The 16,598-nt window shown below is 75.0% G+C and carries 18 protein-coding genes and 1 tRNA gene; 8 read left to right on the plus strand and 11 right to left on the minus strand.

Translation table 11 applies throughout. The annotated features are described in order from the left end of the window. Nucleotides 1–21 precede the first annotated feature (21 nt). Nucleotides 22–411: a hypothetical protein gene (locus tag V6V16_RS06750; protein ID WP_334560554.1), complete on the minus strand. Its 390-nt coding sequence runs from the start codon at nucleotides 409–411 to the stop codon at nucleotides 22–24. 296 nt (nucleotides 412–707) lie between these two features. Between V6V16_RS06750 and V6V16_RS06755 the strand changes: the two genes are divergently transcribed. Then, the gene (locus V6V16_RS06755; protein WP_334560555.1) at nucleotides 708–1,115 is read left to right on the plus strand and encodes a hypothetical protein; all 408 of its coding nucleotides are present in this window, start codon (nucleotides 708–710) and stop codon (nucleotides 1,113–1,115) included. A gap of 84 nt (nucleotides 1,116–1,199) precedes the next feature. On the opposite strand, the gene V6V16_RS06760 is transcribed toward V6V16_RS06755, so the two are convergent. Both V6V16_RS06760 and V6V16_RS06765 read right to left on the minus strand, forming a co-directional pair. Beyond that, nucleotides 1,200–3,419 carry a HelD family protein gene (locus V6V16_RS06760; protein ID WP_334560705.1) on the minus strand — a complete coding sequence of 740 codons (2,220 nt, stop codon included), beginning with the start codon at nucleotides 3,417–3,419 and terminating at the stop codon, nucleotides 1,200–1,202. A 259-nt stretch (nucleotides 3,420–3,678) separates the two neighbouring features. Next, nucleotides 3,679–4,779 (minus strand): LolA family protein, encoded by a 1,101-nt coding sequence (locus V6V16_RS06765; protein WP_334560557.1) that lies wholly within the window; start codon nucleotides 4,777–4,779, stop codon nucleotides 3,679–3,681. Nucleotides 4,780–4,874: 95 nt separating this feature from the next. Here V6V16_RS06765 and V6V16_RS06770 point away from each other — a divergent pair, with 95 nt between their 5' ends. Together V6V16_RS06770 and V6V16_RS06775 are read left to right on the plus strand one after the other, a co-directional pair. Next, entirely contained in the window at nucleotides 4,875–5,531 is a 657-nt protein-coding gene (locus V6V16_RS06770; protein WP_334560559.1) for a response regulator transcription factor, read from the plus strand. Between the two features lie 65 nt (nucleotides 5,532–5,596). Beyond that, nucleotides 5,597–7,030, plus strand: a complete 1,434-nt coding sequence (locus V6V16_RS06775; RefSeq protein ID WP_334560707.1) for an ATP-binding protein — start codon at nucleotides 5,597–5,599, stop codon at nucleotides 7,028–7,030. A 78-nt stretch (nucleotides 7,031–7,108) separates the two neighbouring features. Here the strand turns inward: V6V16_RS06775 and V6V16_RS06780 are convergent, their stop codons facing one another. Next, complete coding sequence (locus tag V6V16_RS06780; RefSeq protein ID WP_334560561.1) at nucleotides 7,109–8,659, minus strand: fibronectin type III domain-containing protein; 1,551 nt, start codon at nucleotides 8,657–8,659, stop codon at nucleotides 7,109–7,111. 57 nt (nucleotides 8,660–8,716) lie between these two features. Beyond that, nucleotides 8,717–9,169 (minus strand): MarR family winged helix-turn-helix transcriptional regulator, encoded by a 453-nt coding sequence (locus V6V16_RS06785; RefSeq protein ID WP_334560564.1) that lies wholly within the window; start codon nucleotides 9,167–9,169, stop codon nucleotides 8,717–8,719. A 58-nt stretch (nucleotides 9,170–9,227) separates the two neighbouring features. Between V6V16_RS06785 and V6V16_RS06790 the strand changes: the two genes are divergently transcribed. After that, nucleotides 9,228–9,749, plus strand: coding sequence for a VOC family protein (locus V6V16_RS06790; RefSeq protein WP_334560566.1), 522 nt, complete (start codon nucleotides 9,228–9,230; stop codon nucleotides 9,747–9,749). Nucleotides 9,750–9,873: 124 nt separating this feature from the next. Beyond that, nucleotides 9,874–10,758 (plus strand): hypothetical protein, encoded by an 885-nt coding sequence (locus V6V16_RS06795; RefSeq protein ID WP_334560568.1) that lies wholly within the window; start codon nucleotides 9,874–9,876, stop codon nucleotides 10,756–10,758. A gap of 81 nt (nucleotides 10,759–10,839) precedes the next feature. On the opposite strand, the gene V6V16_RS06800 is transcribed toward V6V16_RS06795, so the two are convergent. From V6V16_RS06800 to V6V16_RS06815, 4 genes are all read right to left on the minus strand, one after another. After that, nucleotides 10,840–11,019, minus strand: a complete 180-nt coding sequence (locus tag V6V16_RS06800; protein ID WP_208569874.1) for a DUF4236 domain-containing protein — start codon at nucleotides 11,017–11,019, stop codon at nucleotides 10,840–10,842. 171 nt (nucleotides 11,020–11,190) lie between these two features. Continuing rightward, nucleotides 11,191–11,703 (minus strand): GNAT family N-acetyltransferase, encoded by a 513-nt coding sequence (locus tag V6V16_RS06805; protein ID WP_334560570.1) that lies wholly within the window; start codon nucleotides 11,701–11,703, stop codon nucleotides 11,191–11,193. Next, a complete protein-coding gene (locus V6V16_RS06810; protein WP_334560572.1) occupies nucleotides 11,703–12,158 on the minus strand; it encodes an RrF2 family transcriptional regulator in 456 nt (151 codons plus the stop codon). Before V6V16_RS06810 ends, V6V16_RS06805 begins: the two co-directional genes overlap by 1 nt. A gap of 7 nt (nucleotides 12,159–12,165) precedes the next feature. Then, complete coding sequence (locus V6V16_RS06815) at nucleotides 12,166–13,068, minus strand: helix-turn-helix transcriptional regulator (protein WP_334560575.1); 903 nt, start codon at nucleotides 13,066–13,068, stop codon at nucleotides 12,166–12,168. 254 nt (nucleotides 13,069–13,322) lie between these two features. On the opposite strand from V6V16_RS06815, the gene V6V16_RS06820 reads away from it, so the two are divergent. After that, nucleotides 13,323–14,099 (plus strand): SDR family oxidoreductase, encoded by a 777-nt coding sequence (locus tag V6V16_RS06820; protein WP_334560577.1) that lies wholly within the window; start codon nucleotides 13,323–13,325, stop codon nucleotides 14,097–14,099. Between the two features lie 103 nt (nucleotides 14,100–14,202). On the opposite strand, the gene V6V16_RS06825 is transcribed toward V6V16_RS06820, so the two are convergent. Further along, nucleotides 14,203–14,634 (minus strand): SsgA family sporulation/cell division regulator, encoded by a 432-nt coding sequence (locus V6V16_RS06825; protein ID WP_053653619.1) that lies wholly within the window; start codon nucleotides 14,632–14,634, stop codon nucleotides 14,203–14,205. 272 nt (nucleotides 14,635–14,906) lie between these two features. On the opposite strand from V6V16_RS06825, the gene V6V16_RS06830 reads away from it, so the two are divergent. Together V6V16_RS06830 and V6V16_RS06835 are read left to right on the plus strand one after the other, a co-directional pair. Next, nucleotides 14,907–15,482: a TIGR02611 family protein gene (locus V6V16_RS06830; RefSeq protein ID WP_442934043.1), complete on the plus strand. Its 576-nt coding sequence runs from the start codon at nucleotides 14,907–14,909 to the stop codon at nucleotides 15,480–15,482. Nucleotides 15,483–15,565: 83 nt separating this feature from the next. After that, nucleotides 15,566–15,640, plus strand: a tRNA-Val gene (locus V6V16_RS06835). A 195-nt stretch (nucleotides 15,641–15,835) separates the two neighbouring features. On the opposite strand, the gene V6V16_RS06840 is transcribed toward V6V16_RS06835, so the two are convergent. Beyond that, nucleotides 15,836–16,366, minus strand: a complete 531-nt coding sequence (locus V6V16_RS06840) for a hypothetical protein (RefSeq protein WP_334560582.1) — start codon at nucleotides 16,364–16,366, stop codon at nucleotides 15,836–15,838. Nucleotides 16,367–16,598 lie beyond the last annotated feature (232 nt).

Raw genomic sequence — 16,598 nt, forward strand, 5'->3', positions numbered from 1 at the left:
GCTGTGGCGGGCGGTGCCCGGTCAGTGCCGGGCCTTGCGCTCCTCGCCGCTGCGCCAGTTGCTGCCGGCCTTGGCCAGACCACGGCTACCCAGGTAACCGAGGGTCAGCAGCGTGATCATGAACCAGGCGTTGTCGGCCCGGAAGATGTCCACTCCGGTCGTGTTCCGCCCCACCAGCTGCGAGGCGGCCAGCACGCCGATCACGGCCGCGATGTAGACCCAGAACTCGGTCGTCCGCAGCGCCGGCTTGGTCTCCGTGCCGGGTGCCTGCACGGCCTCCCGGTGCCCGTCCTGCATCATCGGCATCGGGCGGGTGGGCGTCTCCTGGATGGCCCGGTCCTGCATCGCGCGGTTGGGCGCGTCGTTCGTCGGCCGGTTCATCGGCCTGGTGGAAGCAGCCTGCGTGCTCATCTTGTCCTCCTCAGGATGCGATGAGGCGTACCTGCGTTCCCTCGCCCCGCTACCGCGTTTCGGCCACGGCACGGTTCGCCTTCATGGCGGGGGCACCCCACGTCTACCCGAGCCGGTGGGGGCAGTAACGCCCGCCGCCGGCGGAAAAACCCGCAGCCGGCGGCGCCGGGGCGCGGCCGTGCCCCGGGCGTGGTGCGCCCGGGCGCCGGTACGACCCCCGACCGACCCCCTGGGCGGGTTTGTCGGCCCGGCCGCCGGGCACGCAACCGCACCGACACTTCTGCGAGGTGATGGACGTGCGCGAGGACGACATGCGACAGGACGCCGCCCGGCGGGCCGAGGACCGGATCGCCGGCGGCGTGTACGGCGAGGGCGCCCTGGACGAGGTGACCGTGCCCGCCACCGATGTGCAGCGGGTCATCCAGGACGAGGACCCGGACGACCCGGCCCACGCGCCGGTCGACCCGGCCGTGCTGCGTGACGGGGGCCCCACCCGTGGGCAGGGCGCGGTCACCACGACCGGCGGCACCGCCGGCCCGGCCAGCGTGCGCCGGCTCGCCCGGCAGCCCGAGCGCCACCGCGGCAAGGTCGCCCCGACCACCACGGGCGACGCCACCACCGGCGGCCTTAGCACTCCCGCCGCCGGCTCCACCAGCGACCAGTCCGGCCCGGCCAGCCAGGTGGGCGACTTCACCGACGAATGACCCGCCGGGCGGGACGGGGTCGGATGGCCCCGTCCCGCCCGGAGTCCCGATCCGGCGGGACCGGTGGGCGGGGCGAGGAGCCGCTCAGGCGGGGCGCAGGACGCCGAGGCGCTGGGTGGCGCGGGTCAGGGCGACGTAGAGGTCGCTGCGCCCCCGCGGCGACTCGGCCACGATGCGGTCGGGGTCGACCAGGAGGACGGAGTCGAACTCGAGCCCCTTGGCCTGGCCGACGGTGAGCACCACCACCCGGCTCTCCAGCTCGGGATCCTCGCCGACGGCCGCCTCGGGCAGCGCGGCGGTGAGCGCGGCACCCAGCTCGTCGACGAGGCCGCCCGGCACGATCACCCCGAGCCGGCCGTCGGCCAGATCGGCCGCCTCCCGGGTCGCGGCGGCCACCAGCTCCACCGCCAGCCGCTCCGGCGCCACCGCACGGTCCCACGGCGGCACCCCGCTGTCGCGTACGGAGCGAGGCGGGCGCAACGCCGGGTCGATCTCGGCGAGCACCTCGGCGGCGACGGCCATGATCTCGGCGGGGGTGCGGTAGCTGACGGTCAGCTCCTCCAACCGCCACCGCTGCGCCACGTACGGCTCCAGCGCCTCGGCCCAGGACGGGGTGCCGGTCAGCGCCCCGGTCTGCGCCACGTCGCCGACGATCGTCATCGAGCGGCTCGGGCAGCGGCGCATCAGCAGCCGCCAGGCCATCGGCGACAGCTCCTGCGCCTCGTCGACGATGACGTGGCCGAACGCCCAGCTCCGGTCGGCCGCGGCCCGCTGGGCGGTGGTCAGCCGGTCCGCCTCCTCCTGCCGCTCCAGCAGCCGGTCGGCGTCGATCAGATCGGTGACGCCCAGGATCTCGCCGCCGTCGGCCTCGTCCTCCACGTCGATCGAGCGGGAGCCGCGGGCGATCTCCAGCACGCCCTCGGCGTACTCCCGTTGCAGGGCCCGGATCCGCTCCCGGCGGGCGGCGGCGGCCCGCTCGTCCTCGCCGAGCAGTTCGGCCGCCTCGTCCAGCAGCGGCACGTCGGCCGGCGTCCAGCCGCCGGGGTCGCGGCGCAGCAGGGCCCGCTCGGCGTCGGCGAGCATCGGCGCGGCGGCGGCGATCCGGTCGGCGCAGGCGTACAGGTCGGCGAGCAGGCGCTGCGGGGTGAGCACCGGCCAGAGCCGGTCCAGCACGGCCCGCACCTCGGGCTCGTCGCGCAGCTCGCGGCGGATCTCCGCCACGTCGGCCTCGTCGAGCAGGTTCTCCCCGCCCAGCGGGTCGGCGCCGATCCGCTCGGCGACCTGGGCCGCGAGGGCGTGCACGATCTCGATGTCGAAGAGCGCCCGGGCCAGGTTGTGCGGCCGCTCGGAGCGGCGGGCCCGGTCCCGGGCGACGCGCACGGTCTCCGGGTCGAGTCGCAGCACCTCCTGCTGCGGCAGCTCGATCTCCAGCGGCTCGTCGGGCACCCACTGCCGGTCCCGCACCGCGCCGGCCAGCACCTCGGCCATCACCGCACGCCCCTTCAGCGCGGCGGTCCCGGCGGGCTCGGCCCGGCGCGCGCCGACCCCGGGGAAGAGGTCGGCCTGCGTACGCAGCAGCACGCCCGTCTCGGCCAGCGCCGGGAGCACCTGCGAGATGTAGCGCAGGAAGGTGGCGTTCGGGCCGACCATGAGCACGCCCCGGGTGGAGAGCTGCTCGCGGTGGGTGTAGAGCAGGTACGCCGCGCGGTGCAGCGCGACGGCGGTCTTGCCGGTGCCCGGGCCGCCCTGCACCACCAGCACGCCGGGCAGGTCGGCGCGGATGATGCGGTCCTGCTCGGCCTGGATCGTCTCCACGATGTCGCGCATCCGGCCGGTGCGGCCGGCGTTGAGCGCGGCGAGCAGCGACGCCTCGCCGGTCAGCTCCTCGTGGGCGGTGGGGGAGGCGGTGGCCAGGTCCAGCACCTCGTCGTTGAGTGCGGTCACCTTGCGTTCGCGGGTGCGCAGGTGCCGGCGGCGGCGCACCCCCTGCGGGTTCGCCGCGGTGGCGAGGTAGAAGGCGCGGGCCGCCGGGGCGCGCCAGTCCATCAGCAGCGGGTCGTAGTCGCCGCGGGTGTCGAAGATGCCGATCCGGCCGATGTAGTGGGGGCCGCCCTCTTCGGTGTCGAGCCGGCCGAAGCAGAGGCCGTTCTCCACGGCGGAGAACTGCTCGACCTGGTCGGCGTACATCCGCACCGAACTGTCACGCTGGGAGCGGGCCTGGAGGGTGCCACCGGTCGCCCGCAACTCCTCGGCCAACCGGCGGGACGCCTGCTCACGCAGCTCGTCCAACCGCCGGTAGAGCATCGAGACGTATTCCTGTTCGCGGCCGATCTCGTCATCGGGCCGCAATTCCCCGGAATCGGCGGAGTGCCTTGACAAGCCGTCTCCCAATCGGTTAGTATCCCTCTCAAGAACGGCCTTTGGGAGCCGTTCTTTTTTGTTGCCTGAACTGAGAAAGATACCGCGCCGCGGCCCTCCCGACCAAGCGCGCCGGGCCGCGCCCGGGCGCCCCCGGACAGACCGCGGGGGCCCGCCGCGCGGCGGGCCCCCGGGCTGTCGGGCGTCAGCCCCTGGCCACCTCGTAGAGCCGCTCCGGGGTCACCGCGCCGGCGATCAGCCGGCCGTCGTCGGTGAGCAGCGCGCTGAACAGCTTCCCGGTCAGCAGTCGGCCGCTGCCCCAGTCGCCGCTGACCGCCGGCAGCGCGCCGAGCAGCGCCGCCGGGCCGTCCGTCGACCCGCCCGGGGCCGCCTTGGCCCGGTCGGCGGGCGCACCGGCGCCGTCGAGCCGCGCGACCACCACGGTGCCCCAGCCCTCGCCGACGGTACGCACGTCCGGTCGCTCGCCCGCGGGGCGCTTGTCGGGCGCGTGGGCGGGTCGCTTCCCGGCCGCCTCCTCGGTCACCTTCACCCCGGGCGGCGGGTTGAAGGCGAACTGGTCGGCGTCCGGCCGGGCGTACGACACCTGGGTGAAGGCCATCTCGAACGCCGGCTGGTCGCTGCCGTCGGCGAAGACCTCGAAGCGCAGCGGCACGTGCTCGCGCGAGTCGATGGCGATGCGCACCTGGTGCACCAGCGAGGCGGCGTCGCGCGGCGTGAGCACCAGCTCGTACGCCGAACGGCCGGCGACCGTGGCGGAGCGGCCGACGCTCACCTCGGTGCTCGGGTCGATCGCCGCCAGGGCCCGGTCGGCCGCGTCCCCGGGGGTGGCCGGCAGCTCGGGGGCCCTGGCCGACCCCGTGGCCTCGGGCAGCGTGCGGTGGGTCGCGGTGTTGGACCGGCTGTTCCAGGTCCACACGTCGCGGCCGTTGCGGATCACGTCGTGCTGGCCGAGCGTGTCCTGCAACGCGATGCGCTGCCGGTCCGGCCCGGAGTGCCAGACCCGCAGCGTGTGCGTGCCGGTGAGCAGGCCGGCCAGGCCGTCGCCGCCGACCAGGTTGGCCAGCGGTGGCAGGCCCAGGTCGGCACGCTGCACGACCGTGCCGGAGAGCCCCTCCAACCGGGACGTCTGCAGGTCGACGAGGAGCTGGGCGGCGGTACGCGGCGGCAGGCTCGGCTCGGCCTGGGCGGCGAACGTGCCGAGCGCGGCGCCCCCGCCGATGACGGTCACGACGGCGGTCACCGGGACCAGCCAGCGCAGGACGGGACGACTCTTCAGGACGGACATGTGACACCTCCTGCCGGTCATCATGCCCGCCCGACGCTGTGAGGGCGCTGAGGAAGGCGGTACGACCCCGGGCACGCGGGTGGCACCCTTGAGCCGTGCGGTTGCTGGTGGTGGAGGACGAGTCGCGGCTGGCGTCGGCCCTGCAACGGGGCCTGCAGGCCGAGGGGTTCGCGGTGGACGTGGCGGCGACCGGCCCGGCGGGGCTCGACGCGGCCCGGCACGGCGGGTACGACGCGATGGTCCTCGACGTGATGCTGCCGGGCCTCTCCGGCTACGAGGTGGTCCGCCGGCTGCGCGCCGAGGAGCACTGGCTCCCGGTGCTCATGCTCTCGGCCAAGGACGGCGAGTACGACCAGGCCGACGGGCTGGACTGCGGGGCCGACGACTACCTGACCAAGCCCTTCTCGTACGTCGTGCTGCTGGCCCGGCTGCGGGCCCTGCTGCGCCGCGGCGCCCCGGAACGCCCGACGGTGCTCGCGGTCGGCGACCTGCGGCTGGACCCGGCCCGGCGCCGGGTGACCCGGGCCGACGCCGAGATCGCGCTGACCAGCCGGGAGTTCGCGCTGCTGGACTACCTGATGCGGCGCCCCGGCGAGGTGGTCTCCAAGACCGAGCTGCTGGACCACGTCTGGGACGCCAGCGTCGAGACGGCGCCCAACGCGGTCGAGGTCTACGTCGGATACCTGCGGCGCAAGATCGGCAGGGAGCGCCTGGAGACGATCCGGGGCGCCGGCTACCGGCTCGCCCGGTGACGGCGGAGAGAGGGCGGGGGCTGCGGGGCCGGTGGCGCCTCGCGCTCGGGCTGCGCGGGCGGCTGATGGCCGTCGGGGTGCTCGGCGTCTCGGGAGGGCTGGCCGTCGGCGTCGCTGTCCTGCTCGGTGTGCTCGGCTGGGCCCTGCAACGCGCCGTGGACACCGAGGCGTTCCGGACCGCCGACGCGGTCGCGCTGCTCGCCGCCGAGGAGGTGCTGCCCGACCCGCTGCCGGTGGCCGGGGGGCAGGTCCGGGTGCAGGTCGTCGACGCCGAGGGGCGGGTGCGGGCCGCCTCGATCGACGCCGACCGGCTCGTGCCGATGGTGGCGCCGGACCGGATCGAGGTCGGCGCCCGGCAGCGGCTGACCGTGCCGGGCGACCGGGCCGGCTTCGCCGGGCCGGTCCGGGTGGTGGCCGTGCCGGCGGGCGACGCCGCCGACCCCCGCACCGTCCTGGTGGCCCGGTCGCTGGCGGACGCGCGGCACAGCGCGCACGTCGTGCGGACCATCCTGCTGGTGAGCCTCCCGCTGCTGGTGGTGGTGCTCGCCGGGGTCGCCTGGCGGGTGGTCGGTGCCACGCTGCGCCCGGTGGAGGCGCTGCGCCGGGGGGCCGAGGAGATCACCGGACGCGACGGGGCCGGGCGGCTGCCCGTACCGGCGTCCCAGGACGAGATCCACTCGCTGGCGGTGACCCTCAACGGGATGCTGGGCCGGCTGGAGTCCGCCCGGCACCGACAACGGGCGTTCGTCGCCGACGCCGCGCACGAGCTGCGCAGTCCGCTGGCGAACATCCGTACCGAGCTGGAGGTGGCCCGGCGGCTCGGCGGGCGTACGGACTGGACCGCCGTGTCGGCGAACCTGCTGGCCGACACCGAGCGGCTCGGCCGGCTCGTCGACGACCTGCTGCTGCTGGCCCGGCTCGACGAGGGCCCGCCGGCCCGGACCACCGGGCCGGTCGAGCTGGGGGCGCTGCTGGCGGCGGTGGCCGCCCGGTACCCGTCGCCCCCGGTCCGGCTCGACGCGCCGGGCCGGCCGCTGTGGACCGAGGGCGATCCCGACGAGCTGCGCCGGATCCTGGCCAACCTCGTCGACAACGCCGTCCGGCACGCCGACCGCGAGGTGGTGCTGGCCGCCCGGCCCCGCGCCGGCCGCCGGGACGGCAACGACGGCGACGCCCGCGGTGCGGCCGACGCTGACGCCGACATGGCCGCCGTCGACGGTGCCGGCGCGGCGGCGTACCACCTGGTGACGGTGACCGACGACGGGCCCGGGGTGCCGGCCGCGGACCGGGAGCGGGTCTTCGGCCGGTTCACCCGGCTCGACGACGCACGGGCCCGGGACGACGGCGGCGCCGGCCTCGGCCTGGCCATCGTGCGCGAGCTGGTGCGCCGGGCCGGTGGCCGGGTCGACCTGACCGACGCCGATCCCGGCCGGCCCGACCGCCCGGGGCTGCGGGTGCGCCTGCGGCTGCCGGCCCTGCCGGACCCGGAGCGCCCCTGACGGGTCGGCGCGGCCCCGCGCCACCCGAGGCCCCGCCCGCCGGCCGCCGCGATCCCGGACCACGCCGCGCGTCGGCGGTCAGCGGCGGCGGGTGCAGACCTCCTTCGCCCGGGCGATCGTGTCGGTCGACCAGGCCACGGCGACCGTGAAGCAGTAGTCGGTGGCGCGGTTCAGGCCGTAGACGACGAAGTCCGTGGTGCCGGCGGGCAGATTGGCGAAGGCGGTCTGCGCCTGACCCGCCCGCCCGCCGGAGATGATCACCGGGCCCTCGCCGCCGGCGGGGTAGCTCCAGCGCAGCGCCACGTTGTCACGGTTGTCCCGCAGGGTCACCGAGCCCGGCGGGGCGCCGGGGGAGGCCGCGGTCGTCGGGTCCGCAGCGGGCGGGGCGACCGTGCCGGCCGGGGAGCCGGCGCCGGCCGGCGCGGAGGCCGGCGCGCCCGAGGGCGCCGGGTCGGGGTCGCCGTCCACGCCCGCCACTCCGGCGATCACCGCCGCCGTGCCGAGCAGCACCACCACGATGCCGCCCACGACGAGGGGCAGCAGGCGGTTGTCGCGCCCGGCGGGTGCGCGGTGTACCGGCACCGGCAGCAGCCGCGAGGGCTCGTAGGGCTCGTCGGCCCCGCCGTGCTGGCGTACCCGGTGCACGCCGTCGGTCTCCCCGCCGCCGCCGGCCAGGGGCACCACCGCCGGCGGCACGGCGCTCTCCACCGGCCCGTCCCCGCTGTCGGCGTCCGGGGGCCACCAGCCGGGCGGCGGGTCCTCCGTCGGCTGCCGGGGCGTCGGCACCGGGTGCGGCGGCCCGGCGTACGGGTCCGGCTCCGCCGGGCGGTAGCCCGGCTGCGAGGGGTGGTACGCCGCCGTCTGCCCGTCGCCCGGGGGAGGGGTGCGCGCGGACGGCACGACTGGGCCGTCGACGGCGACGGGGGAGTTGTCGGCGCAGACGTGGTCGGGGTTGGCCGCCGCCCGGGCCAGCGCCGCGACCTGCGCCGCGAGCGGGTCGCCCGCCGGCAGGTGCTGCCGGCAGAGCTCCCTGGCCAGCGCCAGGTTGTCGTGCGCCTCGGCGAACTGCCCGCAGTCGCGCTGCATCGCCCCGAGCCGGGCCAGCATCTTGATGCCGCTGGGGTGCCCGTCGCCGTAGACCTCGCGGTGCAGCTCCCAGGCGTCCTGCAACCGGTCGCGGGCCACCTGGCACTGGCCGCGCGCGTACTCCACGGTGGCCAGGTCGGCGTGGGCGGCGAGCACCCGCAGCGACTCCGGACCGTCCAGCGCGGTCAGCTCGATGATCACTTCCTGGTAGAGCCGGGCCGCGCGCGACCAGCTCCCGACCCGGTGCAGCACGGCCGCGAGGGTGGCCGCGGCGGCCACCGTACGCTGGTCGGACCGGCCGTGCAGCCGGCTCGTCGCCGCGTACGCGAAGGCGGCCCAGCCCCGGGCGGAGTGTGGCTCGCCGAGGGCGACCAGCACGCGGGCCTGGAGGCTGGCGGCCTCGGCCAGCTCGGGTGTGGCGTTGACCGGGCGCGGGTCGGCGTCGGTCAGCGCGTCGGCGAGCAGCCGTTGGGCGCCGACGAGGTCGCCGGCGGACACCAGGTGGTGCGCCTGGTCAGTCAGATCACCGAAGCCGGAAGGCACGCCCCATCGTGCTCATCCGACGACGTTAAGTACAAGACCCGAACCGGGGTGGATTGGTCAAGAACCGGTCAGGTGTGCGGCGAGCGTCTCGCTGATCCGGCGCAACTGGTCGACCTGGGCCGGGCTCAACGCGTCGAACAGGTGCCGGCGTACCCCCGCCACGTGGCCGTGCGCGGCGGCGGCGAGGGTGGCGAATCCCTCGTCGGTGAGGGCCGCGATCTGCCCGCGCCGATCGGTCGGGCACTCCTCGCGGCGCACCCAGCCGGCCGCTTCAAGCCGGGCCACCGCGTGCGAGAGCCGGCTGCGTGAGGAGCCGCTCGCCTCCGCGAGGTCGCTCATGCGCAGCCGCCGGCGCGGGGCCTCGGAGAGCCGGACCAGGATCTCGTAGTAGGCGTGCGGCATCCCCGCGTCGCGTTGCAGCTCCCGGTCGAGCGTCTCCATCAGCGCCCGGGAGGCGGTCAGGTAGGCGCGCCAGGTGCGCTGCTCGTCGGGCTCCAGCCAGCGGGTCATGTGCCCAGCATACGTCAACTAGTTGAAGGTTCAACGAAACCGCGTTAGCGTGGACGGCATGGGAATCCACCGCCTGAACCACGCCGTGCTCTACGTCGGTGACCTCGCCCGCAGCACCGCCTTCTACCGCGACGTGCTGGGCTTCCGGCCGATCCCGATGACCCCGGAGGGCTTCCGGGGTGCCGCCTTCCTCCAGGCGCCCGGCTCCACCAACGACCACGACCTCGGCCTGTTCGAGGTCGGCGCGGGCGCCGGCCGCTCCACCGCCGGCCGCGGCAGCGTCGGGCTCTACCACCTGGCCTGGGAGGTCGACACGCTCGACGAGCTGGAGGCCACCGCGCAGCGGCTCGACGCCGTCGGCGCCCTGGTCGGCGCCTCCGATCACGGCACCACCAAGAGCCTCTACGGGCAGGACCCGGACGGGCTGGAGTTCGAGGTCGTCTGGCTGGTGCCCGCCGACCGCCTCGACGACGCGGCCCTGGCCGCGCGCAAGCGGATCGGCCCGCTCGACCTGGCCGCCGAGCGGCGGCGCTACGGCGGCCAGACCCGTGGTGGGGTGGGCATCTCCGTCCCGGCGTGACCCGGGCCGCGGTGCGCACCGTGGCCCCGGACCGACCCGGCGCCCGGTCGGACCCCTGGCGGGCGGTTCCGCGGGCCGGGGGAGCCGTGCCCGCTCCGGTGCGGGAGTGCGGTAGAACGACAGCATGCCGACCGACACCGTTCTGCGCGAGCTGCTCGTCCGTCACCTGGGGACCTGGCTGCCGGGGGCCCTGGGCCGCGCCCGCCGGGCCACCCTCGCCCTGGCGTACGCGCACGGCGACGACGGCTGCGCCGAGGCCGCGCTGGGGGTGGCCGCCGGGCACGCCGACCGGCTGCGCGGCCGGCAACTGACCGTGCTGGTGCTCGCCGACGGTGGCGGGGAACTGTCGGCCCGGCTCGCCGCCGCGCAGGCGTGGCTGCCGGCGGAGGTGACCGTGCACCTGATGCCCGGCGGGGCGGACCGGCTGCCGGTGGCGGTGAAGGCGGCCGGCGCGGCGGGCGCGCCCCTGCTCTCCGTCGTGGACGACCCCGCCGCCGGCGCGGCGGTGCTTGCCGCCGCGGCGGCGGGCAGGCCGGCGGACGTGCTGCTCGCCACCGCCGCCGGCACCGCCGCCCGCGCCGCCCTGGCCGACGCCGGCTTCCCGCTCACCACCGAGGCGGAGCTGGTGCCCGCCGGCGGTGCGCCCGCGCGGCTGCTCGCGTACGCGACCGGATCCGACAAGAGCCTGGAGTCGTTCAAGGAGTCGCTCTGGGCCGCCGCCGGGGCGGCCGGCGTCCGCTACCGTGACCCCGTCGGGGGGCTGCTCGACGCCGCTCCCGCCCCCGAGGCCGGCCCGCTGGGCCGCGAGCTGCTGGCCGAGCTGACGCGCTCCGGCCCGCGTACGGTCACCGAGCTGCGCCGGCACGCCCTCACCGAGACCGTCTACCGGTCCGCCGACGCCGTACGGGCGCTGACCGGGCTGCTCGACGCGGGGGAGGTGGCCCGCCACCCGCAGGACGGCCGGCTCGGCGGCGACGTGCTCATCTCCGCCCGGGACGCCCCCGCGTAGCGCCCCCGGCCCGAGGGCGCGCCCCGCAGACGCCGAGCGGGGTGCCGGTGGATCACCGGCACCCCGCTCGACCTCGGGACGTCACGCCCGGGACTTGTCCTGCTTCCAGGACAGCGGACCCGGCAGGTCGACCCGGTGCGCCTTGGCCTTCGAGTTCCAGGACCAGCGACCGATCTTGATGCTCCAGGACGAAAAGCCGTTCTCGGTGAAGTTCAGGATGATCGGACCGTACTTCTTGCGCTTGCGGAACATCAGACCCATCGCGAAGCTCCCCTCGATTCGTTCCCTGCCCTGTCTGGACCCGAACATGCCCGCAACGACGAATCGTGAAACCCGCGCCGCTCCCGAGTGGAGCGTGCCGCGGCCGGGCGACTCCCGCCGCACAGGTAGATGATGCGCGTGGGCCGCGCGCCGGCCCGGGCGCGTGCCGGGTCAGGCGGGGGCGCGGTCGACGCGGAGCACGCGGCTGACGGTGCCGTCGTCCTCGGCGATGTCGCGCTCGTGGACGAAACCGAGCTTGCCCAGCAGCGCCAGCGAGGCGTGGTTGGCGTCGGCGACCGTCGCGTAGACCCGGGGCAGGTCCAGGGTGTCGAAGCCGTAGCGCACCAGGGCCCGGGCCAGCTCGGTGCCGAGGCCGACGCCCCAGGCCCGCTCCACCAGCGCGTAGATGATTTCGTGGCCGTCGACCTGGTCCGTCCGCTTGATCTCGGCGTGCCCGACGTAGCGGCCGTCCCGGCGCACCGCCCAGACGTCGAAGAGGTCGTCCGCGTACACCTTCGTGAAGATCCGCCCGAAGAGGGCGCCGGCCTCCTCGGCGGTCAGCGGGCCGTCGCCCATGAACCGCCCCACCTCCGGGTCGGTGAGCAGAGCCAGCGAGTCCTCGGCGTCGCCCGGCCGGTAGGGCTCAAGCAGCAGGCGGTCGGTGCGCAGGGTGGGGGTGGGCATCAGCGCGGCTCCCAGGCGTCGGGTAGAGCCGTCAACCTACGGACATGGGCGGGCAGCCGGCCACTGACTATCTCCGCGAGGCTCACCTCGTCGACCACCCGCCGCACGGCGGCCCGCACCGCGACCCAGAGCCCCGGCAGGTTCTCGGCCGCGCCGTCGTACCGGGTCTCCTCCGGACGCAGCCCGCGAACGCCGGCCAGCGGACCCTCCACCGCGCGCAGCACCGCGCCGACGGTCACCTCGCGCGGCGGCCGGGCCAGCGTGTAGCCGCCCTCCGCGCCGCGCTGCGCCCGCACGATGCCGGCGCGCCGCAGGTCCGCCAGGACGGCCTCCAGGAACTTGCGCGGCATGTCCTGCTCCGTGGCGATGGCCTGGGTGGAGAGCAACCGTGGGTACGCGGTGGCGAGGCTGAGGGCCGCCCGTACCGCGTAGTCGCCGCGCGCGGAGATCTGCACCCCGCCATCATGCCCCGCGTCGGCCGCCACCGGCGTCGGCGGGCGGTCGGGGCCGCACGAGCGCCCCCGGCACCGGCTGCTCCCGGGCCGCCCGGAACGCGCCCGGGCTCACCCCGACCTCGCGGGTGAAGAACCGGCCGAAGTTCGTCGGCTCCGAGAAGCCGAGGCGCCGGCCGATCCGGGCGATCGGCTCGTCGGTGGCGGCCAGCAGCCGGCTCGCCTGGAGGGCCACCCGGTCGTCGACCACCTGCTTGGCGCTTCGCCCGGTGACCGAGAGGCAGGCCCGGGTGAGCGTCCGCACCGAGCAGCCGAGCCGGGTGGCGTAGTCCTCGACCCGGCGGGTGTGCTGGTAGCCGCGTTCGACCTCCCGGCAGAGCCGGTGGAAGGTGGCGGCCTCCGCCGGCGTCGCCGTGTCGGGCCGACCCGGCAGCAGCGACAGCCGCAGCAGCAGCACGGCGAGCTGGTGGCGGAGCAGGCCCCGGGCGGCGGCCACCCCGTGGTGCCGCTGGCAGTCCACCGCCAGCTGGCTGACCTCGTTGATCACCGCGTCCTCGTCCTCGCCCGCGAGCTGGAACCGGGCGGGCACGGCGTCCGGATCGACGTCGAGCCCGGCCAACGCCGCGGCGTCCCAGCGCACCACCGTCGCGTCGAGCTGCGGACCCGAGCAGCGCAGCACCTGGCCGGCGCGTACCCGCAGCAGCGTGCCCGGCCGGGCCGGCAGGGCGCGGAAATCCAGTTCGGCCGTGCCGTGACCGCCCGTAATCAGCACGAGCAGGTCCCGCTCCAGCAGCACCGGACGCCGCCAGCCCGGGTCGGACGCGAGGTCACCGAGGCAGACGGTGTCGATCTCGGCGGGGGCGGCCGGCGGGTTGCCGGGCGGAGCGGGGGAGAGCTGACCGGAAGGGACCATCGCCTGCGACGGTAGCCCGGGGCGGCGGCCGACGCATCCCGGAGACGGCGTCCGCCGCCGTGCCCGCGCGGCGCCGGATTCCCGACCCCGCCGCGCGGCCCCCCGCCCGGCGGGCCGCGCGGGGGTTGTCGAGGTCGTCGGGGGCCGGCTACGTTACCGAGCGGTAGCGCCGTCGGGTCCGGTACGGCCGGAGCCGGCCCGCGCCGGCCGGTCGCCCGCCCCGGCGGCCCCCGCCGACTCGCGATGGGATGGGCATGACGGATCTGTTCTCGGTCGAAGGCAAGAGGGTCCTGGTCACCGGCGGCTCGCGGGGGATCGGCCTGATGATCGCCCAGGGCTTCGTCCGGGCCGGCGCGCACGTGGTCATCTCGTCCCGCAAGGCGGACGTCTGCGAGGCCGTGGCCAAGGAACTCTCCGCCGAGGGGCGCTGCGAGGCCATCCCCGCCGACCTCGGCGACGACGCCGGCGCCGAAGGGCTGGCCGCCGCGATCCGGGAGCGGTTCGACCGGCTCGACGTGCTCGTCAACAACGCGGGCGCGACCTGGGGCGCGCCGCTCGAGGCGTACCCGGAGAGCGCGTTCGACAAGCTCTGGGCGGTGAACGTCAAGGCCGTCTTCCGGCTCACCACCGCGCTGCTGCCCGCGCTGCGCGCGTCGGCCAGCGCAGACGACCCGGCCCGTGTGATCAACATCGGCTCCATCGACGGCATCAGGGTGCCGATGATGGAGGTGTACGCGTACTCGGCCACCAAAGCCGCCGTGCACATGCTGACCCGAGGCCTGGCCCACCAGCTCGCCGGCGAGCAGATCACGGTCAACGCGATCGCGCCGGGGCCGTTCGAGAGCAAGATGATGGCGTTCGCGCTGGACGACCCCGGGTCCCGGGCCGCCATCGAGGGGCAGGTTCCGCTCGGGCGGATCGGCCGGCCGGAGGACATGGCCGGCACCGCGATCTACCTGTCGTCGCGCGCCGGGGCGTACCTCACCGGTGCGGTGATCCCCGTCGACGGCGGCATCACCACCCATGGCTGAGCCCGGCGCGGGACGGGAGGCGGTGCGCGTACCCCCTGGTGAGCCGGGGCCGCGCGGACTCGGCAGATCCGCGCGGCCCCGGGCGGCCGGTGTGGCCGGTGGTTCAGCGGCCGGCGAGCAGCCGGGTCACCGCGGTGTCGACGTCCAGGTGCTCGGCCTCGCGGCCGCGCGGAACGACGACGTAGGTCCGCCGCAGGAAGCGCACCAGGACGCTGCGCGGCACCTCGAACAGGGCGTTGCCGTCGGGCGACGACAGCGCGAGCGCGACGAAGTCCCCGCGCGGCGTGGCCCACGGCCAGACCCGCACGTCACCGATGCCGGCCGGCTCGTCGAGGCCGGTGACCAGCAGTTCCCGGGCGAACGACCAGCTCACCGCCTCGCCGCCGGCGGATTCGGCATGGAACAGGACATGGACCGCATACGGATCAGCAGGGTCGTAACGCAGACTGGCACGCACCGGCAAGGCCGTGGCGTCAGGTGCGACGAGCCTTAGCGACGTCTCGACCTCTACGGTCGTCGGTCGGATGACACTCATGGACGATCTCCCCCCGGCACCGCTGCGGAACGCGCCGTCCCGCTTTTCCCATACTCAGGTGCTACTCCTGGCTACGCTCCGCCATACGCTGACTTCACCCAGTGGTGGGAAGGGGGTCGGAAAGGCCGCGTGAATGTGAGGATTCATGTAGGATTTCCGGTTCTGCCCAGTGCGTGATCCCGCCCGGCATCGGGTGGTTCAGTCGTCGACTTACTCCGGTAACGTCCAGTCGTCCGTTCCAGTGACGGGCGCGAGCCACACTGGGGGAGGAAATGGTCACGAAACGATCCTCAGTGGATCCGATTGCAGTGTCGGGCTCGCCGGAAGTCCCGGCCGGACCGGTCGAAAAGCGGGGGTACGCGGTGCCGATGGAGCAGCACGACCGGCCCGGCCGGCGGGCGACCGGACGGGGCGGCGACGGCGGCGCGGCGCTGGCCGAGCGGCGACGGCCGGCGCGCTGGCGGCAGCGGCTCGGCACCACCCTCGACCTGATCCGGGCCAACCCCACCGGCCGGGTCACCCTGAAGATCTTCATCGCCATCGCCGGCGCCCTCGTCGTCACCGTCGGCATCGCCCTCATCCCCCTGCCCGGGCCGGGCTGGCTGCTGGTGATCGCGGGCCTCGGCGTCTGGGCCGTCGAGTTCCACTGGGCCCGCCGGCTGCTCGGCTTCACCCGCCGACACGTGCAGAACTGGACGCAGTGGGTGAAGGACCGGTCGCTGGCCGTACGCTTCCTGCTCGGCTCCGTCGGCCTGGTCTTCGTCGGCACGGTGGTCTGGCTGTCGCTGAAGTACAGCTTCGGCATCGACGTGGTCGCCGAGGCGCTGCACTACCTGGCGACGCACTGACCCCGGCGGCTGACCGCCCCGGCGGCGCGCGGACCCCGGATTTCCGGTCCGGTCCCTCGATCGGGTAGAGTCATCGGCGCTGAGGGCGATTAGCTCAGCGGGAGAGCGCTTCGTTCACACCGAAGAGGTCACTGGTTCGATCCCAGTATCGCCCACCATGGATATGGCAAGCTCAAGGCCCCTCAATTGAGGGGCCTTGACTCGTATTTGAGGGTCGGTCGTTGCCGGAGGCAGCAAAGGATTTCAGCACCCGGCCGTCGCGCTCGGTCGTCGGGTGCGTGTAGCAGTTCAACGTCGTCGGCGTCTGCTCGTGGCTGGACGATTTTTGCCGAGGCGGGAGCGACGGCAGCTCACTAGTAGGCGTCCGGGTCTGGTCGCGCGCGTCGCCAGGCGTCTTCGAATGCCTCCGGGCTGACCTCCATCGGGGCGTACTGCGGATCGCGCAGGTCGATGGCTGGGTTGAAAGGCCAGTCCTCGGTTCGGAGGGCGTCACCGTCGGGGCGCTGTTCGACCTGGCGGAGGCGGCGGCCGTCTGGTCCCAACTCGGCGAGGTAAGCCGTGCCGTCGTACTCAGCGGAGGCGTCACGGAGGTACACCAGTCCGCGGTTGGCCAGTAGGCCGTAGCCAGGGAGGTCACGATGGGCCGACCGTTGGTCACGAAGGCTGGCCAGTGGACCGTCGGGCAGTGCATCGAGGTGGACCTCGTCAAGATTCCACGAGGTCACCCGCTGCACGGTGGAGTCATCGGTGACGATCTCCACCTCGGCGACGGCGTCGAGGACCTCCTCTGGCGACCGTGCCCACACCCACCACCACAAGCCGCCCATGCCGTAGTCGTGGCAAACCAGGTACCGGTTCTTCGCGTTGCCGCCCTGCTGAAGCACGGCGACAGTATGTCCAGCCCTCCGACGGGGATGGAACGTACGTCCTGATGTAACCGATCAAGCGAAGCCAAGGTGTGACCGTCATCCGGAGGGCGACAGCCTGGCTGCCGGCAAGGTGGTTCAGCAGTACAGCAGCGGCGTCAGCGGCCGCTGACACTCGCAGAAGCTGGACGGGACAGAGACGGCATCACTTACGAGTCTTGCTGGCTGACGGACGCCGCAGGAAACACCC

This window comes from Micromonospora sp. CPCC 205561 (genome assembly GCF_036906775.1).
Classification (GTDB): Bacteria; Actinomycetota; Actinomycetes; order Mycobacteriales; family Micromonosporaceae; genus Micromonospora.